This is a genomic window from Lactonifactor longoviformis DSM 17459 (genome assembly GCF_900129135.1).
Lineage (GTDB): Bacteria > Bacillota > Clostridia > Lachnospirales > Lachnospiraceae > Lactonifactor > Lactonifactor longoviformis.
Genome location: NZ_FQVI01000002.1, coordinates 157,363 through 180,423, shown reverse-complemented (window position 1 = coordinate 180,423; position 23,061 = coordinate 157,363). Strand labels below are relative to the sequence as shown.

21 protein-coding genes are annotated in these 23,061 nt (G+C 45.2%); 12 read left to right on the top strand and 9 right to left on the bottom strand.

Going from position 1 to position 23,061, the window contains the following annotated elements:
* Nucleotides 1-71: 71 nt before the first annotated feature.
* The 5 genes from BUA56_RS03355 (at nucleotide 72) to BUA56_RS03335 (ending at nucleotide 5,371) form a co-directional block, all read left to right on the top strand.
* A complete protein-coding gene (locus BUA56_RS03355) occupies nucleotides 72-914 on the top strand; it encodes a DUF2238 domain-containing protein (RefSeq protein WP_072848982.1) in 843 nt (280 codons plus the stop codon).
* Between the two features lie 166 nt (nucleotides 915-1,080).
* Nucleotides 1,081-2,628, top strand: a complete 1,548-nt coding sequence (locus BUA56_RS03350) for an efflux RND transporter periplasmic adaptor subunit (protein ID WP_072848981.1) — start codon at nucleotides 1,081-1,083, stop codon at nucleotides 2,626-2,628.
* Complete coding sequence (locus BUA56_RS03345) at nucleotides 2,625-4,004, top strand: ABC transporter permease (protein WP_072848980.1); 1,380 nt, start codon at nucleotides 2,625-2,627, stop codon at nucleotides 4,002-4,004. The genes BUA56_RS03350 and BUA56_RS03345 overlap by 4 nt, the downstream gene beginning before the upstream one ends.
* A 4-nt stretch (nucleotides 4,005-4,008) precedes the next feature.
* Complete coding sequence (locus BUA56_RS03340) at nucleotides 4,009-4,632, top strand: hypothetical protein (RefSeq protein ID WP_072848979.1); 624 nt, start codon at nucleotides 4,009-4,011, stop codon at nucleotides 4,630-4,632.
* 4 nt (nucleotides 4,633-4,636) lie between these two features.
* The gene (locus tag BUA56_RS03335; protein ID WP_341443344.1) at nucleotides 4,637-5,371 is read left to right on the top strand and encodes an ABC transporter ATP-binding protein; all 735 of its coding nucleotides are present in this window, start codon (nucleotides 4,637-4,639) and stop codon (nucleotides 5,369-5,371) included.
* Nucleotides 5,372-5,441: 70 nt separating this feature from the next.
* Here the strand turns inward: BUA56_RS03335 and BUA56_RS03330 are convergent, their stop codons facing one another.
* Both BUA56_RS03330 and BUA56_RS03325 read right to left on the bottom strand, forming a co-directional pair.
* Nucleotides 5,442-6,884: a trimethylamine methyltransferase family protein gene (locus BUA56_RS03330; RefSeq protein WP_072848978.1), complete on the bottom strand. Its 1,443-nt coding sequence runs from the start codon at nucleotides 6,882-6,884 to the stop codon at nucleotides 5,442-5,444.
* An 18-nt stretch (nucleotides 6,885-6,902) separates the two neighbouring features.
* Nucleotides 6,903-8,147: an MFS transporter gene (locus BUA56_RS03325; RefSeq protein WP_084067614.1), complete on the bottom strand. Its 1,245-nt coding sequence runs from the start codon at nucleotides 8,145-8,147 to the stop codon at nucleotides 6,903-6,905.
* 277 nt (nucleotides 8,148-8,424) lie between these two features.
* On the opposite strand from BUA56_RS03325, the gene BUA56_RS03320 reads away from it, so the two are divergent.
* Nucleotides 8,425-8,808: a GntR family transcriptional regulator gene (locus tag BUA56_RS03320; RefSeq protein WP_207650898.1), complete on the top strand. Its 384-nt coding sequence runs from the start codon at nucleotides 8,425-8,427 to the stop codon at nucleotides 8,806-8,808.
* A 1-nt stretch (nucleotide 8,809) separates the two neighbouring features.
* Nucleotides 8,810-9,463: a GntR family transcriptional regulator gene (locus BUA56_RS03315; RefSeq protein WP_072848976.1), complete on the top strand. Its 654-nt coding sequence runs from the start codon at nucleotides 8,810-8,812 to the stop codon at nucleotides 9,461-9,463.
* Nucleotides 9,464-9,510: 47 nt separating this feature from the next.
* On the opposite strand, the gene BUA56_RS03310 is transcribed toward BUA56_RS03315, so the two are convergent.
* Together BUA56_RS03310 and ald are read right to left on the bottom strand one after the other, a co-directional pair.
* Nucleotides 9,511-10,695 (bottom strand): metal-dependent hydrolase family protein, encoded by a 1,185-nt coding sequence (locus tag BUA56_RS03310; protein WP_072848975.1) that lies wholly within the window; start codon nucleotides 10,693-10,695, stop codon nucleotides 9,511-9,513.
* Nucleotides 10,696-10,817: 122 nt separating this feature from the next.
* Nucleotides 10,818-11,933 (bottom strand): alanine dehydrogenase, encoded by a 1,116-nt coding sequence (gene ald / locus BUA56_RS03305; RefSeq protein ID WP_072848974.1) that lies wholly within the window; start codon nucleotides 11,931-11,933, stop codon nucleotides 10,818-10,820.
* A 371-nt stretch (nucleotides 11,934-12,304) separates the two neighbouring features.
* Here ald and BUA56_RS03300 point away from each other — a divergent pair, with 371 nt between their 5' ends.
* A complete protein-coding gene (locus BUA56_RS03300; RefSeq protein ID WP_072849345.1) occupies nucleotides 12,305-13,162 on the top strand; it encodes a MurR/RpiR family transcriptional regulator in 858 nt (285 codons plus the stop codon).
* 28 nt (nucleotides 13,163-13,190) lie between these two features.
* Here BUA56_RS03300 and BUA56_RS03295 read toward each other — a convergent pair whose 3' ends face one another.
* From BUA56_RS03295 to BUA56_RS03280, 4 genes are all read right to left on the bottom strand, one after another.
* Nucleotides 13,191-13,847, bottom strand: a complete 657-nt coding sequence (locus BUA56_RS03295) for a GTP pyrophosphokinase (RefSeq protein WP_158640971.1) — start codon at nucleotides 13,845-13,847, stop codon at nucleotides 13,191-13,193.
* Between the two features lie 546 nt (nucleotides 13,848-14,393).
* Nucleotides 14,394-14,747: a rhodanese-like domain-containing protein gene (locus tag BUA56_RS03290; protein WP_084067609.1), complete on the bottom strand. Its 354-nt coding sequence runs from the start codon at nucleotides 14,745-14,747 to the stop codon at nucleotides 14,394-14,396.
* A 236-nt stretch (nucleotides 14,748-14,983) separates the two neighbouring features.
* Nucleotides 14,984-16,252: an amidohydrolase family protein gene (locus BUA56_RS03285; RefSeq protein ID WP_072848972.1), complete on the bottom strand. Its 1,269-nt coding sequence runs from the start codon at nucleotides 16,250-16,252 to the stop codon at nucleotides 14,984-14,986.
* Nucleotides 16,253-16,484: 232 nt separating this feature from the next.
* Complete coding sequence (locus BUA56_RS03280) at nucleotides 16,485-17,396, bottom strand: putative ABC transporter permease (RefSeq protein WP_072848971.1); 912 nt, start codon at nucleotides 17,394-17,396, stop codon at nucleotides 16,485-16,487.
* Between the two features lie 160 nt (nucleotides 17,397-17,556).
* Here BUA56_RS03280 and BUA56_RS03275 point away from each other — a divergent pair, with 160 nt between their 5' ends.
* The 4 genes from BUA56_RS03275 to BUA56_RS03260 all read left to right on the top strand — a co-directional run bounded on the left by BUA56_RS03275 (nucleotide 17,557) and on the right by BUA56_RS03260 (nucleotide 21,602).
* Complete coding sequence (locus BUA56_RS03275; protein ID WP_072848969.1) at nucleotides 17,557-18,057, top strand: SEC-C metal-binding domain-containing protein; 501 nt, start codon at nucleotides 17,557-17,559, stop codon at nucleotides 18,055-18,057.
* Nucleotides 18,058-18,130: 73 nt separating this feature from the next.
* Nucleotides 18,131-18,889: a YdcF family protein gene (locus BUA56_RS03270; RefSeq protein ID WP_072849341.1), complete on the top strand. Its 759-nt coding sequence runs from the start codon at nucleotides 18,131-18,133 to the stop codon at nucleotides 18,887-18,889.
* Nucleotides 18,890-19,265: 376 nt separating this feature from the next.
* On the top strand, nucleotides 19,266-21,218 hold the full coding sequence (gene thrS / locus BUA56_RS03265) for a threonine--tRNA ligase (protein ID WP_072848967.1): 1,953 nt from the start codon (nucleotides 19,266-19,268) through the stop codon (nucleotides 21,216-21,218).
* Between the two features lie 69 nt (nucleotides 21,219-21,287).
* Entirely contained in the window at nucleotides 21,288-21,602 is a 315-nt protein-coding gene (locus BUA56_RS03260) for a DUF1540 domain-containing protein (protein WP_072848966.1), read from the top strand.
* A 44-nt stretch (nucleotides 21,603-21,646) separates the two neighbouring features.
* Here the strand turns inward: BUA56_RS03260 and BUA56_RS03255 are convergent, their stop codons facing one another.
* Entirely contained in the window at nucleotides 21,647-23,002 is a 1,356-nt protein-coding gene (locus tag BUA56_RS03255; RefSeq protein WP_072848964.1) for a sodium-dependent transporter, read from the bottom strand.
* Nucleotides 23,003-23,061: the final 59 nt, after the last annotated feature.

The window sequence follows — 23,061 nt, the reverse complement described above, 5'->3', positions numbered from 1 at the left end:
TATTGCAGTATCAGATTATAGTGTGTTATAATTCCCATATTATATGTTAGAAAGAATAAGTGGGAGAATAAATGATAAGAAAAATAAAACAAATGTGGAAGGCTGTACATATGGAGCTGCAGGAGCACAAAAGTTCCTTCCTGGTATATGTGATACTTCGGCTGGCAGTGCTTCTTATGATGGTACTGCAGTTGTTTAACGGCAATTATGAAAATGTATTTTTGTGCTTACTGACCCTGGTTCTTTTGATGGTACCCAGCTTTATCCAGGTAAATCTGAAGATTGAGCTGCCAACTACACTGGAAATCATTATTCTCCTGTTTATATTTGCAGCTGAGATATTGGGAGAGATACAGGCGTACTACATCAGATTCCCCGGATGGGATACACTTCTGCACACGGTCAACGGTTTCTTGGCTGCAGCCATCGGATTTTCGCTGGTTGATCTGCTGAACCGGAATGAAAAAGTAAAGTTTCAATTGTCACCTGCCTTTACGGCTATAGTAGCATTCTGTTTTTCCATGACCATCGGTGTCATCTGGGAGTTTTTTGAATGCGGTATGGACTTATTTCTGGGATTTGATATGCAGAAGGATACGGTGCTCCATTCCATTACTTCAGTCATGCTGGATCCCACAAAGGGTAATCACCCTGTCACCATCGATGGGATTAAGGATGTAGCTGTCAACGGGGAAAGCCTGGGATTGGGAGGATATCTGGATATCGGCCTTCTGGATACTATGAAGGATCTTTTTGTAAACTTTATCGGTGCGGTAGTCTTTTCTGTTATCGGATTTTTCTATGTGAAATCCAGAGGAAAAGGGAAGATGGCCAGACGTTTTATTCCCAGACGGAAGAAGAGAGAGGCGGACTTTCTGCGCATTATTCAGGAAGAAGAAAAAGAGGAAGAATAAAGCGGAAAAGGAAGCTAACCCGCGGGGGCACCAAAGAAAAGGTGTCCCCGCGGGTTTTTCTCTGTATGTCTGTGCTTTTTAAGGTTAATTTCAGGAATAACTAGTATGATTAGGTAGAATAAAAAAGGCTTACGAAATTCAGAATATACAGGCAAGGAGTAGAGAAATGAAAAAAAAGAGTATGATAGCCGTTGCCGTTACTGTCGTCGCTGCCGTATCCGCGGTATCCCTTATCTGCTATATCAGGGGAAATGAAAAAACAGAAGAGGTAGTCACCAAGGAGACAACTGTAGAGAGAGGCAATATTGTAACCGGAATCACAGAGAGCGGCAGTGTCAGTGTAGGAACCCAGACACAGGAGTACGATCTGGAAATTGTACAGGTAGATCTCACTTCAGCAAATACAGGAAGCAGCAGTACGGGGACATCAAATTCCTCAGTATCAAATTCTTCTGGTACCAGCAGTCAGAAGGAAACGGAGAGCAGCAGCAAAACAGAAGCCGGGGGAGCCAGTCAGGCACTCCCGGGCAATATGGGCACAGGAGGTACAGACAGTGTGTCCGGTTTCACTCAGACTTCAAGTGGAAGTATTGCTGTTCCGTCGGACAGTACAACAGGAACTTCCTCAGAGACAACTCTGGTTGTGGAGGAGGTCTACATAGCGCAGGGACAAAAGGTGAATGCCGGAGAACCGATTTTGAAGGTGACAGCGGACAGTGCGGACGCCTTTCGGGAGGAATTGGAACGTGCAGCTGCGAACGCCGAACTGGCTTTAAAGGCCGCCGAACTGGAAGACGAGGAGACAAAATTAAAGGCAGAGAGCGAATACGAGGCCTATCAGGCAGCCGGCAGCGTGGCAGAAGCGGTGTACGAGGCAGAGATTGCTTCTATTGACAATAATATTGCTTCCCTCCAGTCACAGCTGGACAGCACCAGTGACGATGCGCAGGCTGCCAGCCTTCAGTCACAGCTGGATCAGGCAAACCGTGAAGCCGAGACTAAAAAATTGGAGGCCAGGCAGAAGTATGAAGAGACTATGCTCAATTATGAAAATGCAAAAGAATTATATGAGGTTTCAATGAACAGTGTTGGTCAGGCAGCAGAGGAGGCGCAGGAAACTTTGGATACCGCCAATGAAAACCTGGCCGCCTTCCAGTCACTGGTGACAGACAATACCATTTACGCGGCCTGCAGCGGAACCGTGGTCACCTCTTCCTATGCAGCGGGCGACAGCTTGAATAGCGAGACACCTCTGGCAGAATATGCAGATGAAGGAGCAGTCACCATAGAAGTTTCCGTCATGCAGGATGATATTGAAAGTGTGACGATAGGAGATGAGGTGCAGATTTCATTTGCGGCTTTTGCAGATGAGGTGTATTCCGGTACAGTAACGGCCATAGATGCAGCGGATACCTCTTCCTCCACTGTCAGCTATCCGGTTACCATTACTCTTGATACCGTGCCGGAGAAGGTGCTGACAGGGATGACTGCCAATGTAACCTTTATTACAAAAGAAATCGAGGATGTACTTTATGTGTCCAACAAAGCAGTGGTGGCTGAGGATGCAAAATCTTATGTAAAAGTAAAAGATGAATCCGGCAATGTGCAGCAGGTGGAAGTGACCACAGGGTTTTCTGACGGGGTTCATGTAGAGATCCAAGAGGGACTCAAGGAGGGGGATACCGTTTTGATTGAAAGTAAGGTGGAATCATGAGATCGGGAGAACTGCTGCGTCTGGTATGGACGAATCTGACACAAAATAAATTCAAGGTGATTATGACATCTGTGGGGATTATAGTGGGAGCCGCAACCATCGTTATGGTAATAGCAATCGGCAGAGGCGGACAGATGGACGTTGCAGAGCAGTTTAAAAATCTAAATGCGGGAGCGATTGATATTTCTTACGAAGGAAACGGCAGTAATATAAGCCAGTTTGAGCAGAGAGGGGGGAAAAGCTCAGGGAATGATTTTGGCGGAGGAACCATGCCGTGGGGCGGTTCAGCTCCTCAGGGAACTCCGGGTTCCGATATGGGCGCTGACTTCTTCGGCGGTGGTATGCAGATGCCTGATATGGGAGCATTTGGGGGATTCGGGCAGTCCGACCGGATCAACCAGGAAGCGGTAACCTTGTCATTGGACGATGTGGACGATCTGGAAACTTTTGTCCCGGGTATCACCTCTGTGTCTATCTCCTATTCTACCAAGCAGGAGGTGGACGGAGGGGAATTGGAGGAGGCAGCCTCCTACACTGTGGCAGGTGTGCAGAGTGAGTTCAGGGATATCAGCAATCTTTCTATGGCTATCGGTGATTTTCTGACGGATGCCAACGATGAGACGATGGAAAAGGTGTGTGTGCTGGGGGCAGCAGCGGCAAAAGAGATTTTCGGAAGTGCCTACGATGCCTATGACAGTGAGATTTATATAGACAACAGGCCGTATGTGGTAAATGGAGTCCTGGAAGAAGTAGGAACCGTTTCCTCCGGGATCAGTCCTGACGAGGGTATTTTTATTCCTTATAATACAGGTGTCAAGTATATCACAGGCAGCAGCATCAGTCCTACGATTACCGTGATAGCCTCAGATGTGGAAGAGATCAGCACGGTGATCACAAATATAGAAACAGTTCTTGCCGAGAGTTATCCGAATACAGAATTTACCATCACCGATGCGGGCAGCAAGATGGAGGCCGCTGCTGAATCCAATAACATACTGACCATGCTTCTGATTGCCATGGCTGCCATTGTGTTTGTAGTGGGAGGAATCGGGATTATGAATGTTCTTTTTGTCACAGTAAAGGAGAGGACAAAGGAAATCGGGATTCTGAAATCCATGGGGTGTTCCAAGAAGGATATACTGCTGGAATTCTTGCTGGAATCCAGTGTAATTAGTATCATCGGAGGCTTTCTGGGCGTTGGATTCAGTTTCCTGGTAACACCCATTGTAGAGCATTTCAGCGTTAGGGTGGAGCTTTCTCTGTGGGGCGCTGTGCTGGCGGTTATCTTTGCCGTTATCACCGGCACTCTTTTTGGATTTTATCCGGCATTCAAAGCATCCCGTTTGATTCCTATAGAAGCATTGAGCGAGGAGTAGAGACATGAGAAAAATAATATGTTTGTGTATCACAGGGATTCTGCTGCTGCCGGGGTGCGGTAAAAGCGCCCAGGCCGGCACCGGTACAGCAGAGGAGACAGCGCTGAAGGATAATCAGGAAGTAGTCTATGGACAGATAGAAACCATTGTGGGCAATGATATGACTATTGCCCTGGCAGAGGCAGAAGAGACAGAAGTACAGGGAAAATCCCCTGCACAGATGACAGAGGAACCAACATCCGCTGACGGGGAGAGCCAGTTCCCTGGCCGGGACAGTATGCCTGATATGGGGGAGATGCCTTCTCAGGGGGAGATGCCTTCTCCGGGGGAGATGCCTGGGGAGGTTCAAAACGGCGGGACACTGAAAGATTCCCAGGGAAATGCCAATATTCAGAATGAGGAGGATGCGCGGAAAAATGAAGATACAGAGGAAACGAAACTGGTTACCACCTACACTCTGACCGGAGAGAAAAAAGACATGAGGATTCCTGTGGGCACCACAGTGACCACCAGTCTGGGTACTGCTACCACGTTTTCCCGGCTGGCAGCAGGGGATATGGTAAAGCTTGTGGTACAAAAAGAGGAAGACAGTAAGGAAGTAATTGTGGGGATATGGATTGTGGGGTGAAAATATGAAATTACACAAAGTCAAAGAAAAGAAGACAGGGGAGAAGCTAACAAATGAATTTCCGGATCAGAAGGTTATGATTCATATGGACAAAATTAATAAAAGCTACCAGATGGGAGAGGAAAAGCTCCATGTACTAAAAGATGTCAGTCTAACTGTGGAGAAGGGAGAATTTCTGGCCATCCTGGGACCATCCGGTTCCGGCAAATCCACTCTAATGAATATGATTGGATGTATGGATATACCTGACTCAGGAGCGTACTATCTGGACGGAGATGCCATACACGAAAAGAGAGACAAAGAACTGAACAAAGTGAGAAACCGGGAGATCGGTTTTATCTTCCAGAAATACCATCTCATCTCCACTTATACTGTGGTGCAGAACATTATCATGCCCCTTCTTATCCGGGGAATGAGCCATCGGCAGGCCCAGGATGCCTGCGCGGAGACAATCCATATGCTGGGGCTGTCCGATCGGCTGAATCACAAACCTTCGGAGCTCTCCGGCGGACAGCAGCAGAGAGTAGCCATCGCCAGAGCGCTGGTATCAGAGCCCGCTGTATTGCTTGCGGATGAACCCACCGGCGCACTGGACACCAGAAGCGGAGAAGAAGTGCTGAAGCTATTTGGAAAATTAAATAAAATGGGCCATACTATAGTGATGATTACCCACGATCTGGAGGTAGCCAAGGCGGCGCGGCGCACGGTAAAAATCGTGGATGGGATGGTCTTTGAGTAAACGAAAGGGGCTGTTGCACTAAGTAATTAATGTGACAGTCCCTTTGTATCTGTGAGCGGAAGTTAATACATTAGAGAGGGTTTCCGGTAAAATCTTGTTCTGCCGCTTCTACAAGCTGCTCCAGCTTTTTCAGGACGGCATCCGGCAGCGGTTTGGGTCTGTGGGTTTGCAGAAGTTCCAGCATTTTATCCTGAGCTCTATCCGTCATGGTTTTTGATCCCGCCTTTTGCCAGTCCCCGTAGGTATGGCGGTCCATGAGTGATGGATTCCAGATTTCTTCACGGAAGAATTCAAAGGTATGCTCTTCGGAGAGGAAATTTCCTCCGGGACCGACATCTTCAATGACCTCCCGGGCAAGATGATCCTCATCAACAGGGACACCTTCCATCATTCTTCTTGCCATACCGATCAGCTCATCGCACATAACCAGGTGGAGAGGAGAACCTGTCATTCCCAGATCCATAAAGCCTACATCATGGATTAGATTCCCTCCGGTTCCGAGAGCCCCTATAATTTGAAGCATTGCTTCAGCGGCAGACTGGGCATCCACGGTCTTGGAGTCACTGGCACCGGCGGCTGTAAATACCGGGATGTCCAGAGCATGGAAGACCTCTACGGAAGCACTGTGGAGCAACACCCATTCCGGGGCACCGTAAGAGTGCTGCATGGTTTTCATATCCATGGGGCCTCCGGGAGCTCCGCCGATAAAGGGAGCACCTTTTCGTACTGCCTGGCTGAGCACCAGACCCGTAAGGCATTCGCACAGTCCCACAGACAGAGCACCGGCTACGGTGACAGGGGCAGTTGCCCCCATAATCATACCAGGAGTGTAAACACAAGGGATATTATTTTCAGCCAGAAGCATCAGTTTTTCCAGCGCATCCTTGGAGTGCACAAAGGGAGTAGTAGGTTCACTGTATATAATGATAAAGGGCTTTTCTTGAAGTGTTTCAAGGCCTCCTGCTGCCACGGCACACATATCAATGATTATCTGCAGATTCCTGGCGTTAAATGCCCACCCTACCAAGGGTTTTGTGGTATTCCGCATCATGGCATCAATCTCATGAATGTCTGCTAATTCTTTTGTTTTATCACCTATCATACAGAGCGACATAGCAAAATCAATATTCGGCAGGGCATCTGTCAGGAGTGCCGTCAGGGAGGCATCATTTTTTACAGCTTTCCGCCGTTCCCCGGTATAGGCATCGAAGAAATTGGGGCAGGTAGGACCGGGACCAAAATATGTATTTTGTTTCCCAAGGTCCATTGCCTCTATTCCGTTTCGGTCATAGATCTTGATAACGCTGGGGGCAGATTCAATGGATGATTTGACCAGTTTTCGGGGTATTTTTACCCGGATGCCATCGGCGGTACAGCCAGCCTGAACCAAACATTTCAGGGCTTTAGGTGAATTCACATCTACCCCTTGTTCCTCCAGGAGCGAAAAGGACTGTTGAATAATCTTTTCCCGGGAATCCTGGGTTAACAGTTCAAAAATAGGTTTTGCAGTCATGGTAATTCCTCCTTTTATTTAAAATAGTTCTGCTTTCTGCTTTTTGATTTTACTAAGTAACAGGCAGGATGCAATCAGACCCACTACAGAAAAGAGCAGCATAATCACGAACAGGTAGCGGTAACCGACCGCTCCGGGGTATTTATCCAGAAGACTGCCGGCAATAGTATTCATATATATATCCGGCAGAAAACCGATAACAGAGATAATACCTACCGCGGTTCCTGTGACATTAAGTGGCACGTTCACCTCGTCAACAATAGCAAAATAAATGCCTCTCATGGCAAAAATCGCTGAGCACATTAGAATCATAAGCACTACCAGGAAAATCAGTATGCTGGCTTTGGAGGGAAGGAAGGCAATTCCGCCCAGTGTTATGACAATCATAACAAAACAGATAGTTACCACTTTTGTTGTAGATTTCATCTTTGTTGCCAAGAACCCTCCGCTTGGACCTCCCAGAAGCTGAAGCACATAATTACGGATGATAGCAATTAAGGCAGAGATGGAAGCAGTAGCCCCTAATACCTGTGTAAAATAGGGCGTCATATAAGTACTGCCGATATATACACTGTAGCAGGTAATAATAACAAAGGCTAAAAGCCATACTGCAGGCATACGCAGTACCTGGCCCACCATCTTTAGGTTGATTCTGGATTCATCTTCCTGGCCTTGATTGGAATCGTCAAAGACAAACCAAACCAGTATGCCGGCAATTATATTTATAATGGCAATGGCTACGATAATTCCGGTAAGTCCGCCGATGCTTTCTCCCAGCTTGCCGAATGCAAAAAGAGAGGCGGCGGAGAAGATTGTGGACATTAGTCCACGACCGCCTTCCAGAAGCCCGAAAAGCTTTCCCTGCTCTTCGCTGTCACCAAACTGTCTGGTAGCTTTTAGCATAGCTGCCCAGAAGATCAAAGTGGCAGCACATCCCCATACAAAATGGATTACGATCTGCATAAGGTAACCGGGATAGGTAGCAAAATAAAGGCCAAGGATTCCAGTAATGATAAAGGCGGCTGTGAGAAGCTTGCGGGGAGAGAATCTGTCAGCCATCCATCCTCCGGGAGCATAAAAAATCATGGAGGCAATACCGTATACACTCATAGTAATACCGAATTGCTTGTTTGTGATGCCAATGGCTTCCAGAAGGACATCGTAATAGGTCCATCTTAGATATGGAAGCAGATAAATAGCCGAAGCTCCCATACAGAGAACGAGTAACTTAATATAGCGATTTACACCTTTTCGTTCTTTCATGAATTAACCTCCTAACTCAATGTCATATAAAATATCGTATACTATATTTTATATGATAATAACAAATAAAATACTAAATGTCAATGAATTTTCAGAGAAAATAAATACAAAAATTAATTTCGTTATTCACTATTGAAAAAAAGTGAGATATAACTTAAAATAATAGGGAATACCTAAATTGATAAATGTTGTCAAAAGGAAAGGTTTGTTTTATAATGAGAAAAATATAAAAAGGGTGAAGTCTTTGATTACAAGTACTAATACTGCAAATGCAGTAATGGATTATCTAAAGGAACAGATTATAAATGGTGGGTATAAGCCGGGGGAAAAAATTAATATTGATGAATTGTCCAAGGAGATCCAGATTAGCAAGATCCCCATCCGAGAGGCGCTGATGCAGCTGCAGCCCATCGGTTTGGTGGATTATACGGCTAACGTAGGGATGAGAGTGGCTGCTATTGACAATGATGAGGCAGCGGATATTCTGGAAGTACTGTCTTTGCTCACCGGCAGGGAGTATACGTTGGGCAGATTAAAAGCAGATGGAGCTATGAGCGTATATCAAGAATTGATGGGATATGCGAATATATGCAGTAACAGTCATTTGAAAGAAGTGATTCAGATATACAGCAATCAATTATTACTCTGGAGAGAAGAATAAAATGATACTTAAGAAAAAGCAAACGTTAAATGATCAAATATACGAACATATAAAAACCAGTATCCTGAACGGCGAAATTCTGCAGGGAGAAAAGATAATACCGGATGAGCTGGCATTGAAATTAAACGTAAGCAAGACTCCCATCCGTGATGCCATTAACAGGCTACTGCAGGACAGGCTTCTGGAGAAGGATACCAACAGTATTTTTGTTCATATTATGTCAGATGAAGAGATATCTATGCTGGAGGAGGCTATCATCGCTCAGATTCTGGCCGGATACAGGCTCTGTGTTCTGAAAGGGAAAAGAATCTCTCTGATTCATATGCTGGAACAGCGGCTGAGAGAGCAGAGAGATGCCATAGAGATTGGAGATATGAAAAGTAATATTAAAAGTGCCATGGAATTTGATAAGTCCTTTGTACTGGAGACCGAAAATATCCATCTGATACAGAACATTGAAAGGTCTTTTGAACTTTTTCAGATAATGGTGGCAAATTATCAAAGTGATACAGATAACCAGCATATCAGCTATGAAGACCATGCAGATATTCTTCAGGCAGCTAAGAACCAGGAGATAGAGGTAATGGAAGGGCTGATTATGCAGCACCTCCACAGCAGTACCCAGAGAGTAAAGCAGGAGATAGGCAGAAAATAAGAGCGGCACGGTACCGCTCTTATTTTTCTGAATATTAAGTCTGTAATTTATTTTACTACAACACCTGATTTGATTACATTGACAAGATTGTATTTGAATGCGGAGATGTCCTCCAGCGGGTTCTTGTCCAGAGCGATGATATCGGCCACCTTGCCTTCCTTCAGTGTACCGTAATCCTGATCCTTGTATACAATTCGTGCACTGTCAATGGTAGCCTGTTTGATTATATCCATCTCATCCATATCCCAGAAATCTCTTCTCAGAGTGAATTCATCTGCATTTTCACCGTGTGTCAGAGGGGTGGCACCCTGGTCAGTACCAAATCCCATAGTGAGTCCCGCTTCATATGCTTTACGGATGCCCACTCTCAGAGATTCCAGTACACTCTGGGCTTTTGCCTTCATGAAAATAGAGGTTTCAGGAACACTGTCAGCCAGCCCGTGAAGAATATTCAGAGTAGGCACAATGTAAGTGGTATCATTATCCTTTAACATTTCAATAGCCTCGTCGTCAAGGATAGAGGCATGCTCAAGAGTACGGACGCCTGCGATAATAGAATTTTTAATGGCCTGGGTTCCATGACAGTGGGTTGCCACATAGGTATCTTTAAAACGTGCTGCTTCCACAACTGCCCGTAATTCATCCAGGGTATAAATCGGCTGTCCGGGAGCTCCGCCCGGATTCATAACCGCACCGGTTCCCATGATTTTAATAAAGTCAGCACCTGCTTTCATTTCCTCCCGCACAGATTTCCAGATGGCATCTCTGCCGTCAGCCTCATTATACAGGCCGGCAAAGAAATCATTTCCGCACTCTGTTGGGGTTACAATTTTTCCGGAGGCGATGATATTCGGTCCGGGGAAGTTGCCGGCATTGATTGCATTGCGCAGTTCAATGGCAACATTGTGGGAGGAACCTACATCTCTAACGGTTGTAAAACCTGCCATCAGTGTGTCGTTGGCAAATTTAACTGCGTCCAAGGCCTGCTGAACCGGAGATTTTGCATTGTCTACCAGCGTCTCTCCGCCGGAGAGTGTCAGATGAATATGTAAATCGAAAAGTCCGGGAAGTACGTATTTGCCCGCCATGTCAACCGTTTCCGCATCTTCCCAGTCTGTTCCGCAGGGAGCAATGCTCTTGATCCGGTCACCATCTATCAGTATATCACCGGTTGCATTTTCATAGCCTTCTACTAATTCCCCCAGAAAGTTACAGTTTTTTAAAACTAACATAATACCTCCTTCTGCCATCCCCATATGGCATATGTATTTAATATTATACCCTTATAGTATCATAGGGAAAATATTTTGTAAATTATAATTTAATGTATAAAATGCATGCTTTATTTATACAATTATTTGATTAATTCTTTGATGTTTTTGTAATCCATCCCGTAGCTGTCACTGACATTTTTACAGGTACTGAAACCGTCATAAGTATTAATGCCTGAGAAGATCACATCATTGTCTAGACAGGCTTTTTCAAGGCCTTTGCCGGCGATCTGGAGACCGTATTTCAAGGTGGCATTGGTAAGGGCAATGGTTGAGGTTCTGGGAACGGCTCCCGGCATGTTTCCGACACAGTAGTGAACTACACCGTCAACCTCAAAGGTGGGAGCGTCATGGTAGGTTACTCTTGTTGTCTCACAGCAGCCTCCCTGATCCACAGCTACGTCTACAATCAGACTGCCCGGCTTCATGTCCTTCAAATATTCTTTTTTAATGAGCTTGGGAGCCGCCTTTCCCGGAATCAGTACAGAGCCGATGACCAGATCTGCCTGAGCCAGCTGGCTTTGGATGTTGGAAGGCGTGCTGTATAAGGTCTGGATGCGGGCTCCAAAGATATCATCCAGGTAGGCCAGACGTTCCAGATTAATATCCATAATCGTTACGTCGGCGCCCATGCCCACTGCAATTTTGCAGGCGTTGGTACCTACACTGCCTGCCCCCAGGATAACAACTTTAGCCTTAGGGGTTCCCGGTACGCCTGAGAGCAGTACGCCAGATCCGCCAAATGGCTTCTCCAGATATTTTGCCCCTTCCTGGATACTCAGACGCCCTGCAATCTGGCTCATAGGGGAAAGAAGCGGAATACTGCCATTTCTCTCAATCAAAGTTTCGTAGGCCACTCCTCTAATACCAGAGGACAGCATAGCGTCTGTAAGAGGACGGTCTGCTGCCAGGTGAAGGTAGGTGTAAAGGATTAAATCTTTGCGGAAATACGAATACTCGGATTCCAGAGGCTCTTTTACTTTGATCATCATTTCGCAGGTGTCCCACACTTCTTTCGGTGTATCCAGTATGACAGCCCCTGCTTTTTCATATTCTTCTGTGGTGAAGCCGGAACCAATACCGGCGTCTCTTTCAATATATACGGTATGACCTGCATCTGCATAGGATTTGACATTGTCTGGTGTCATTCCCACACGGTATTCATTATTTTTAATTTCTTTTACACATCCTACTTTCATTCTGATTCTCCATTCTTCATTTTTTAAACTAACCACAGTACCACGCGCGCTTGGATAATAAGGAATATTATTCTTCAAAATAATAAAAAGATGAAAAATATTCTTTAATATAAATCTAGAATAGCATGAGTAGAATAAAAAAACAATTAGCATTATAGCACCAAATTTTTGAATAAAAATTATATATAATTACCAAAATTTAAAAGTTAGAAATGATATTTTTATAACAAACTTACAATGCCTAAGGAAAATTAAGTTGAAAAAACAGAAGGAATATGTTTAAATAGTATCTATAGAAAGTGAAATAATTCACAATTTGAAACTCAGTGAGGGGAACGGCTGTTACATTTACAGCGGAAAGTGAGAAAAGAGTGAACAGTATAAGGGCATTAATATTTAATTCCAATCTGACAAAGACAGAGCAGGTTATTGGGGATTTTGTTCTGGATAATCTGGGAGACGCCTGTTTTATGACCTCCACAGACATAGCAGTACATCTGGGGGTCAGTGAAGCCTCTGTCATACGGTTTGCAAAAAAACTTGGATATTCTGGTTTTATGGAATTTCAGAAAACAATTCGATCCTGCTATCAAAAGGAAAAAAACCAAATTTCCGCAAGCCTGGATATTCCTGCAGAGCGTCTGAAAAAAAGCAGACAGCAGGAGGATAAGAATTATATCAGTAACTATGCTGCGATAGTACAGAATAATCTTACCAGCGCGCTGGTAAATAATAAGTGGGAGACGTATGAAAAAGCCATTGATTTAATACTGGGCAGCCAGAACAAATATATTCTTGGCACCAGGGCTAATATGGGGCTGGCCGCAGACTGCTATGTACTGCTTAAGAGAATTATACCCGGGGTAATAATAACTAACACATCGGCTGCAAGTGTGATTGATAACCTGAGTGATATAAAAAAAGAGGACTGTCTTATTGCCTTTAGTTTTCCCCGATATTCAGAATTAGACCGTGTGGCCATGGAGATGGCCAAGGATGCAGGGGCGCGGATTATCCTTGTGACAGACAGACACAGTGCACCTTTGGCTTCCTATGCTGAAGTCATTTTTACAGTAGATATAGACAGCAATGATTATTTTAATTCCTTTGTTGCGGGATATTTTATTATTGAAATATTATGTGTGGGAATGAGCAGAAGGCTGGGGAATGTCCACGAAGAAAAATTAAAGCATATTGACCATTATCTGGATATGCTGAGAATCTATTAAAATGAGCGCCTGATATACCGTCAGGCGCTCATAATGAGTGTTCCGAATTTTTTTCTATAAAACGTCGTGTCTGGAGCATCTTTTTATCCATCTGTTCGCCGATTGCGGCACATTCATTCAGTTCATGATATATCTCTTTGATGCTCTGGGAATTATGTTTGTAACGGGTTTGGTGATCCAGACGTGCCCAAAAATCCATAATGACGGTGCGCAGCTGGACTTCAACTCTGACAGGTTCCAGTAGTTTATTTATAATCACAGGGACTTCGAAAATAAGATGCAGGCTCCGGTATCCGCTTTTTTTAGGGGTTTTGATAAAATCTTTCTCCTTCACCAGAACCAGATCCTCTTCTTCCAGGAGCCGTTTCCGGATGGCATAGATATCATCTGTATAATCGCATACAATTCTTACCCCGGCGATGTCGTTCAGCTTTTCAGAAGCTTTTTTGACACTAACAGGATATCCCTTTTTTGTTAGCTTCCTCACAATGCTGTCCGCGGTTTTAATCCTGGAACACTGAAATTCTACGATATCACGTCCACATTCACGGCTAAGCGGATCTGTTACCGCTGCTAAATAATTTTGAATTTCTTCCACTGCAAGCTCGTATTTATAGATAAATTTCCTCTCCTGCAGTTCCCTGTATACGGGCGGCATATTTTGTTTGTCTTTCTGATGCGCCAATTTCCTCCATCCTTTCTGTACGAAATAATACATACAAGAATAGTTTATGCCGACCAACGGAATTTGCTACCAGGAATTTGTAAACAGGAAGAAAAATTTTTGTAAAGCTGTATACTTTTTTTATTTTGGTTCATACTATAAGTAATCCACGGAGGGATGCCGCAAAGGCGCGGCGCTTTTCGTGGGGAATACAGAAGAAAAGAATAAGAATACTTATCCTCCCCCTTATAGTAACCCCGCAGCATTTTTGCTGCGGGGCTATTTTTTCTTAAATCCTCCCCTATAAAAATATTTAAAAAAATTTCTCCTGCGCTGTATAATTTGAAAAATAGAGGTCATACTATAAGTAATCCATCAGACAGTGCCAAGGCAACAAGGCACAGCTGTTGGTGTTAACAAAAGAAAAAGTAGAATACTTATCCTCCCCTTATTGCCCCTGCAATTATACGAACCCGCATAATTGCAGGGGCTTTGCATGTATGGCATTCTATGTACACAGATACCATATAGCAATAGCTGTATCTCCGATACAGGATTTTAGAACCCTCAGCAGCTGATGGGAGCTGTAGTGTCATAAGGCCAATCCTGATAACTCCCGGCATTGTACACCTGTGTATAACCGGCGCCGGACAGCAGTTCCACGGCCTCATTGCTGCAGTCTTGGGTACTGCAGTATACATAGATGGGGGCATCCTTGTCTGGAAGCTGTTCCTTAGACAGCATCTCTAAGCTGTTTAACGGAATATTGATAGCCCCCGGGATATGGCCCATGCCGTAGTCATTAAAAGAGCGTACATCCACAAGAACCATCTCCTGCTTTGCATCCAGCATGCTTTTTAATTCCTCCGGTGTGGTGCTGACATTCGTTTGAGTGACCTCTGAAGCTGTCTGCTCTTTCACCGGCTCTTTCTCTTTGCAGGCAGAGAGAAGTATGGAGAGGGCAAACAGTAAAACTAATAAAACACTGAGTCCTTTTTTTGAAATACGAAACACCTCCTTATGAAACGAACTGTAATCAAATTAGTTACATTTATAATTCTATCATAACAGCAGTGCAGAAGGCTGTCAAGTAAAAAGGCCTTATCCGGAACGTAATATTTTTCCGGATAAGGCTTTTTTCTTGAAGTCACACAGGCTTAAACATATTCTTCATCAATAATTTTGTTGTCAGTGGGATATACCTTTCCCTCTTTCATTACGAAGTCGCATTCACTGAGAGCGTCACAGTCTGTCAGCAGATCTCTGTGCCATGCGGATACATCAGCCAGCTTTCCTGGCTCAATGGTTCCAACGAGGTGATCCAGACGGAGTATGCCTGCATTTACGCTGGTGGCGGCTTTCAGAGTACGGAAAGGATCCATGCCGGAGCGCAGCCAGCTGCGGTACTCATACCAGCTTTCATAAGGCTGGTGTACGGCGCAGAAATCAGAGCCGTATCCCAGACGAATCTTGCTCTCACGAATGATCCTGCGGCTTTCCTTCAGCCTTGGAGCAAATTTTTTCAGTTTCATCTGGCTGTCGGCAGTATTTTTTGCGAACATATCATCGTTATCCTCAAGAGTATCCTGGAATGGTGAGAAGGTAGGCACAAGATACGTATCAGATTCTTCAAACATACGTGCCGTCTCTTCATCCATAAGAGCACCGTGTTCCATGCCGTCGATTCCGAACTGTAAAAGCTTTTTCATCATCCGTGGCGGATACACGTGTGCAGTTACCGGCTTGCCCAGGTCATGAGCTGTGCGGATGATGGTTTCCAATTCTTCGTCGTCCAGATAACTGATCTCAGGGCCTCCGTCCGGGCTCAGGAAACTTCCGGACAGGAAGATCTTGATAAAGTCAGTGCCGTATTTTACTTCTCTGCGGACCTGGGTGCGGAAAAAGTCCGGGCCGCTTCCGATGGTATCTATCTGCATAAAGTCAGATAGGGGCTGATTTTCATAGGCATACATACTCATATCCCCCGGCATGCCCGGTCCGCCCAGCATATGTGCTCCTACATTCATACGGGCAGCAGGGAAAAGTCCCCGATCTATCACGCGTTTTGCATCTACGATTCCATATCCCAGAGGCCCCATGCCGTTGCAGCGGATGGTGGTGAAACCTCTTTCCAGGCAGCGCTCTGCCGTATGTAAAAATGCCAGGGTACTGTAGCCTTCCGAGTGGAATAAGATATTGTCTACTTCCTGCCAGCGCATCAGGTTGCCGTGTACATGGGCATCGATCATCCCCGGGGTTACTGTAAGATGACTTAAGTCAATGATTTCAACATCTTTGGGTCGGCTGAGATTCTTCCCTACTTCTTTGATTTTTCTACCCTCTACAAGAATCTCCATGTTTTCCTGCAGTTCATCCTTGATTCCGTCAAAGAGCTTACCGCAGATAATTAAGCTTTGCTTTTCCATGATTCTACCTCTTTTCTTCATTTTTTAGTCCCAGAGGACGTAAGGCACAAAAAAATAAATTCATTCCAGTGAAAAAGTTTGGCAGACATTTTCATCAAATGTGACAAAAAATCTCAAAATTTCACTATTTATATAGATTATATGTCTAAAACAAAACAATGTCAAGCTAACTGAAAAAAAGATATACAAAAAATAAATATTGACAATATTCATAAAAATGAATGACAGGAAACTAATTTTTCTTTCCGGATTTTTTTTCTTCCGCAATGGTTTTCAGCTCTTCCAGAGCATCCTTGAAGGCTCTGGAGGTAGCGCTTGGATGGCCTTTGAGCATCTGTTTCTTGTAGAATCCCAGGCGGTTTCGAACAACTCCCTGGTGTTCCCGCTCAATAATAAATTTCTCTTTCAGGCGTTCAATCTCTTCCTGAAATTGTTCATAGGTAGTACGAAGGCCCTCACTCTGCGTCAGCTCATCCAGTTTTTCCCGGATATTCTGAAGGAGTTCACCGGCGGTTTCCTTCCCGCGTTCGGCAAAGGACGGGGTAGAGAAAGCGGCGATGGCGTCCAGACGTGTCTGTACCTTCTGAAGCTCTTCTTTAGCTCTAGTCATGCGCTCCATAATATCTCTGAGATCCAGGGCGGCCTTAAAGGACAGAGCCATATCTCCTGCTATGACAACAGTCAGTATAACCGCTATCACAGCAGCCAGTGTTACATTCAGCGCCAATACGAAATGCTCAATAGGCTCATGAATAAAATCCACCAGCACGATGGTGAGAAAGCCCCACGCCAGGGAAGTGCCCAGACAGATATGTCCCTGGAAGTTCAGGGGCTTATTGCTGTAATCCCAATATCGGACTTTAAAAAGGCTTTCCATACAGACTCCTGTGATATATTCCAGTATACTGGCAGCCACGGCTCCTGCTGCAAAGGTAAGAAGCAGACTGTTCCGTACAGGAATGGTCACATACAGCATAAGTACTGCTCCGCTGCCGTACAGCGGAAGAAAAGGCCCCCTCATAAACCCTCTGTTGACAAACTTTTTCTTATGTATGGATACATAAGTGGATTCAATGCACCAGCCGATAAAACAATAAATATAGAAGAAGAGCAGCCAGTCCACCGTTGTATAGTTATAATTCATAAACTCCCTCCCAGCTTTTGATACAGCTATTATACAATCCTTTCCTTAAAAATAGCAACCGGGCAGGGGAAAAATATTAGGATTGAAAAAATCCCCCCTATCGTATATACTATATCTGTTAGAATTAAATACGAATATTAAGCAAAAGGTGGTAAGATACATGGGATTATTACAAGAGTGGAGAGATGTAGCATATTCTCAGGAGGCTGACAAAAGCCAGCTGCAGAAATTCTGGACAAATTATTTTATGATTGAAAAGGGCATCTACGAAAAACTTCTGGTGAATCCTGAAGAGGTGGTAAAAGGTACCGTTAAGGAGTTAGCAGAAAAATATGAAATAGAAGTTATGACCATGGTTGGATTCCTGGATGGAATCAACGACAGCTTAAAGGTTCCCAATCCCATCGAGGAGATGGACGAAGATACAGTTGTGAATCTGGGATTTGACAAAGAACTGTTATATAAAAACATGGTTGACGCTAAGGCTGACTGGCTTTACAATCTGCCCATGTGGGATGATATCTTTTCAGAAGATAAGAAAAAGGAATTATATCTGGAGCAGAAGAAATCAGGCACTGTTGTAAAAGGACCGAAGATCGGACGCAACGATCCATGTCCGTGCGGCAGCGGCAAAAAGTATAAAAAGTGCTGCGGAAAATAATAGGCAGGCGAATAAGGGGCGGGGGAAGCTTTTCCTCCGCCCTTCTCAGGTAATGAAAGGGATGGGAAGCATCATGAAGTTTTTTTGGTGGGCACTGTGCATTATATCTCTGGGATATTATCTGGTAATTATCTCCTATGCCGGACTGCAGGCGACGTTTTCCAGGTTCTGGCTGCTTTTGGGCGGGATATTTCTGGTTTTGGGTCTTCTGTGCGGCTGGAGCCAGAGGCGGGGAATTGCCCTGCTCTCTCTGCTTCCGGTCTGGGCAAAGATAAGCGCGGGTTTAATTGTAGTTTTTTGCCTGCTTCTGTTTCTGGGAGCAGCAGGCTGCATTTTCTCCGGGATGCGCAGGCAGCCGCCGGAGAATCTGGATTATATTATTGTGCTGGGGGCGAAGGTAAAGGGGGAAATTCCCAGTAAGGCTCTGTATAAAAGGCTGTACGCCGCTGAAGACTATTTAAAAGAGAATCCGCGTACTACAGCAGTGCTGTCCGGCGGGCAGGGCCCCGGCGAAACTGTTACAGAGGCCAGGGCAATGGAACAATATCTGCTCAGTAAAGGGATTTCCAAACACAGGCTGAGGATAGAAGACAAATCCACAGACACAGTAGAAAATATGAAATTCAGCCAGGCTTTTCTTACGGATAAAAATGCTTCGGCGGGAGTTGTAACCAATGATTTCCATGTGTACAGGGGCGTAGCCATAGGAAAAAAGCTGGGATATACGCATATTTATGGAATACCCGCCTCCTCAGACATGATTCTGCAGGTGAATTATCTGGTCAGAGAATCCTTTGCAGTGATAAAAGATAAAGCCGCCGGGAACATCTAAAAGTGGTTGACAAACTTTTTTCCCGGGTTATAATGAAAAATAGCAGTAATAAGAGAACACGCTGAAGAGACAAGTAGAATGCGGAAGGCTCCAGAGAGAGATACAGCTGCTGGAAGTATCTTAGCCGGGAAACATTTGAAGACTACCTCTGAGTGGCCCTAATCCGGTCCGGTGACTCCGTTATCGTCCAATGAAGTGGCTGATGCTCCCGGCGGGGCAGGCAGCAAAAAGGGTGGAACCGCGAGCTGATAACAGAGGCTCGTCCCTTGTAATTCCGGTTAAGAATTACAGGGGGCGGGCTTTTTTTGTTATATTCGGAACGTTCTCCGATGAGCCGGCAGGGTGGTAAGTGAGATGAAAAGAAAGGGAGAATATCATGATAATTACATTGAAAGACGGAACAAAGAAAGAATACAGGGAAGCAAAATCTGTGTATGACATTGCGCTGGACATCAGCGAAGGACTGGCAAGGGCTGCCTGCGCCGGAGAGGTGGATGGGGAGACCGTTGATCTGAGAACTATAGTGGACAAAGACTGTGAATTAAATATTTTGACTGCGAATGATCCCAAAGGGCTTGCGGCGCTGCGTCATACAGCATCACATATCCTTGCTGAAGCTGTGAAGAACCTGTATCCGGAAGCAAAACTGGCCATAGGACCTTCTATTGATACTGGTTTTTACTATGACTTTGAGCATGAGTCCTTTACCAGAGAAGATCTGGATGCCATTGAGAAAGAAATGAAGAAAATAATCAAAAAAGGTGCCAGACTGGAAAAATACACCCTTCCCAGAGAGGAAGCGATTGCCTTTATGAAGGAGAAGGGAGAGCCCTATAAAGTAGAGCTCATAGAAGATCTGCCTGAAGGAGCGGAGATTTCCTTCTACTCACAGGGTGACTTTGTGGATCTTTGCGCAGGCCCCCACCTTATGAATACAAAGGGGGTGAAAGCATTTAAGCTGACTTCTTCTTCCGGTGCTTACTGGAGAGGCAATGAAAAGAATAAAATGCTCTCCAGAATCTATGGAACGGCATTCAGCAAAAAGGATGAGCTGAATGTATACCTGGAGCAGATGGAGGAAGCCAAGAAGAGGGATCACAACAAACTGGGAAGAGAGATGGAGCTTTTTACAACCGTGGACGTAATCGGCCAGGGACTTCCGCTTCTTATGCCAAAGGGAGAGATTATGATCCGGACGCTCCAGCGCTGGATAGAAGATGAGGAAGAAAAGCGGGGATATGTGAGAACGAAAACGCCTCTGATGGCAAAAAGTGATTTGTATAAAATCTCCGGGCACTGGGATCACTATAAAGAGGGAATGTTTGTACTGGGAGATGAAGAAACTGACAAAGAAGTATTTGCACTGCGCCCTATGACATGTCCTTTCCAGTATTATGTGTACAAGGCAGCACAGCACAGCTACCGGGATCTGCCGCTGCGGTACGGAGAGACTTCTACCTTATTCAGAAATGAAGACTCCGGGGAAATGCACGGCCTTACCCGGGTACGTCAGTTTACCATTTCCGAGGGACATCTGATCATGACGCCGGAACAGATCAACGACGAATTTAAGGGGTGTGTGGAGCTGGCACTCTACTGCCTCAGAACGCTGGGACTGGAGAAGGATGTGACCTTCCGCCTGTCTAAATGGGATCCCGCTAACACAGAAAAGTATATCGGGGACGCTGCATACTGGGAGGAATCTCAGGGTAAGATGCGTCAGCTGCTCACAGAGCTAAAGCTTGACTTTACAGAGGCTGACGGGGAAGCTGCTTTCTACGGTCCGAAGCTGGATATCCAGGCAAAAAATGTGTATGGAAAAGAAGATACTATGATTACCATCCAGCTGGACTTTGCCCTGGCAGAGCAGTTTGATATGTACTACATTGATGAAAACGGAGAAAAGAAGCGTCCGTTTATCATTCACAGAACCAGTATGGGATGCTATGAGAGAACACTGGCCTGGCTGATTGAAAAGTATGCGGGCAAATTCCCCACATGGCTGTGCCCGGAGCAGGTGAGAGTACTCCCTATATCAGAAAAATACCATGGGTATGCGGCTGAGGTAGAGGCTAGGCTGAAAGAGAATGGAATCCGCTGCAGCGTAGACGACAGGAGTGAAAAAATCGGATACAAGATACGGGAGAGCCGACTGGCAAAGGTGCCGTATATGCTCGTAGTTGGAGCAAAGGAAGAAGAGGAAGGTGTGGTATCTGTGAGAAGCCGTTATCTTGGAGATGAAGGCCAGAAGCCGCTGGATGCTTTTATAGAAGAAATTGCGAAAGAAATCCGAACAAAGGAAATCAGGAAAATAGAAGCGGAAAACTAGATCAGGGGTGCATAGATTCGGTAAAACGGCACATACTATCTCCGATTCTAATATAAGGAGGTAAATTATATGCCATTACTGAGCTGTACTGCTAAATCATGCATATATAACTGCGATGAATATTGTTCCAAAGGAGATATCTTAGTTTCCGGAGAGGATGCAAAACAACCGGACGAGACCTGCTGCTCAAGCTTCTGCGAGCGTACCGGGGAGTCTTCCTCAAACTCTGCAGGATGCGGATGCAAGACAATCAGCGTTGACTGTGAAGCCTGCCAATGCGTATATAATGATGATGAGAGATGCTCTGCAGACAAGATCACCATTAACGGGGCAAGTGCCTGTCACTGCGATGATACAAGATGCGGCAGCTTTGAGAAAGAATAAAGAGAATCGGGGACAGGAATTCACAGAATTCCTGTCCCCGTCTTTTATACGCTGATCATTCCCAGATTTTCCAGAATAGAAAAGATCAGGATGGCAAGCAGGCAGATAGGTGCAATGTACTTAATAATCACCTCGTAAAATTTCTTGGCCTTAAACTCACCGTTAATGGATACCTCATCCTCAATCACTTTAGGCTTTATGATATATCCGATAAAGATACAGGTCAGCAGAGCCACCACAGGCATCAGTATGCTGTTGCTCACAAAATCAAAGAAATCCAGCAGTTGGAATCCAAGCGGCCGCAGGGAGTCCAATACCCCGTATCCCAGGGAGACAAAGCTTCCGAGCGCCAGTATAAATACTGTAACTGCCAGGGTGGCGGAAGAACGCTTCCACCCGAACTTGTCCCTTAAGATTGAAACCGTTGTCTCCATCAGAGAGATGGAGGAAGTAAGGGCTGCAAACAGCACCAGGATAAAGAAAACAGTGCCCAGAACGCCTCCAAGAGTCATATCGTTGAAAACCTTGGGGAGTGTCATAAACATAAGCCCGGCTCCTTTGTTAAGCGCGGCTTCATCCCCGCCGGAAAAGACAAAGACAGAAGGGATTATCATCAGTCCCGCAAGAAAAGCGATCCCTGTGTCAAATATTTCGATCTGCCGTACCGATTTCTCCAGATGGTTGTCTTTTTTCATGTAGGAGCCGTATGTTATCATAATTCCCATGGCTAATGACATAGAATAGAACATCTGTCCCATCGCAGCCAGCACTGTGGTGATAGAGAAGCGGCTGAAATCGGGCAGCAGATAATATTTTACCCCCTCCATGGCCCCTGGACGTGTGATACAGAACAGAGTGATGCCAATGGAGAGTACAATAAGTACGGGCATCAGGATTTTACTGGCCTTTTCAATTCCTTTTTGAACACCGGCAAGTACAACCACAGCATTTAAAATAACGTATAAGGCAAACCAAAGAAGAGGGCCGCCTGTCTGTGAAATATAACCGGTGAAGAAGGTATCACCCGCAGCCTCTGCCACTCTGCCGGACGCAAACTCAAAAAGATATTTTGCCACCCAGCCCCCGATAACACAGTAGTAAGGGGTGATGATAAAAGGGACGATACATCCCAGATATCCGATAAAACTAAAACGCTTGTCCAGGGCTTTGAATGCACCAACCGCGCTGAGTCCTGTTCTGCGCCCGATGGCGATTTCAGTGGTCATAAGTGCAAAACCGAAGGTCACAGCCAGAATGAGATAAACGAGCAGAAAGATTCCTCCCCCGTATTTGGCTGCCAGATACGGAAAGCGCCACAGATTGCCAAGTCCCACTGCAGATCCTGCAGCTGCCAGGACAAACCCAATCTTACTTGAAAAATTTCCTCTTTTTTTGTCCATAAGTTTCTCCTTTTTCCAGTTCAAGTATTCCGATCTATTATGACATTCTTTTACATAAA

Bases quoted from the DNA above. Each gene is read 5' to 3' on its own strand.
- BUA56_RS03355 (WP_072848982.1), top strand. From the start codon at position 72: ATGATAAGAAAAATAAAACAAATGTGGAAGGCTGTACATATGGAGCTG.
- BUA56_RS03350 (WP_072848981.1), top strand. From the start codon at position 1,081: ATGAAAAAAAAGAGTATGATAGCCGTTGCCGTTACTGTCGTCGCTGCC.
- BUA56_RS03345 (WP_072848980.1), top strand. From the start codon at position 2,625: ATGAGATCGGGAGAACTGCTGCGTCTGGTATGGACGAATCTGACACAA.
- BUA56_RS03340 (WP_072848979.1), top strand. From the start codon at position 4,009: ATGAGAAAAATAATATGTTTGTGTATCACAGGGATTCTGCTGCTGCCG.
- BUA56_RS03335 (WP_341443344.1), top strand. From the start codon at position 4,637: ATGAAATTACACAAAGTCAAAGAAAAGAAGACAGGGGAGAAGCTAACA.
- BUA56_RS03330 (WP_072848978.1), bottom strand. From the start codon at position 6,884: ATGACTGCAAAACCTATTTTTGAACTGTTAACCCAGGATTCCCGGGAA.
- BUA56_RS03325 (WP_084067614.1), bottom strand. From the start codon at position 8,147: ATGAAAGAACGAAAAGGTGTAAATCGCTATATTAAGTTACTCGTTCTC.
- BUA56_RS03320 (WP_207650898.1), top strand. From the start codon at position 8,425: ATGGATTATCTAAAGGAACAGATTATAAATGGTGGGTATAAGCCGGGG.
- BUA56_RS03315 (WP_072848976.1), top strand. From the start codon at position 8,810: ATGATACTTAAGAAAAAGCAAACGTTAAATGATCAAATATACGAACAT.
- BUA56_RS03310 (WP_072848975.1), bottom strand. From the start codon at position 10,695: ATGTTAGTTTTAAAAAACTGTAACTTTCTGGGGGAATTAGTAGAAGGC.
- ald (WP_072848974.1), bottom strand. From the start codon at position 11,933: ATGAAAGTAGGATGTGTAAAAGAAATTAAAAATAATGAATACCGTGTG.
- BUA56_RS03285 (WP_072848972.1), bottom strand. From the start codon at position 16,252: ATGGAAAAGCAAAGCTTAATTATCTGCGGTAAGCTCTTTGACGGAATC.
- BUA56_RS03280 (WP_072848971.1), bottom strand. From the start codon at position 17,396: ATGAATTATAACTATACAACGGTGGACTGGCTGCTCTTCTTCTATATT.
- BUA56_RS03275 (WP_072848969.1), top strand. From the start codon at position 17,557: ATGGGATTATTACAAGAGTGGAGAGATGTAGCATATTCTCAGGAGGCT.
- BUA56_RS03270 (WP_072849341.1), top strand. From the start codon at position 18,131: ATGAAGTTTTTTTGGTGGGCACTGTGCATTATATCTCTGGGATATTAT.
- thrS (WP_072848967.1), top strand. From the start codon at position 19,266: ATGATAATTACATTGAAAGACGGAACAAAGAAAGAATACAGGGAAGCA.
- BUA56_RS03260 (WP_072848966.1), top strand. From the start codon at position 21,288: ATGCCATTACTGAGCTGTACTGCTAAATCATGCATATATAACTGCGAT.
- BUA56_RS03255 (WP_072848964.1), bottom strand. From the start codon at position 23,002: ATGGACAAAAAAAGAGGAAATTTTTCAAGTAAGATTGGGTTTGTCCTG.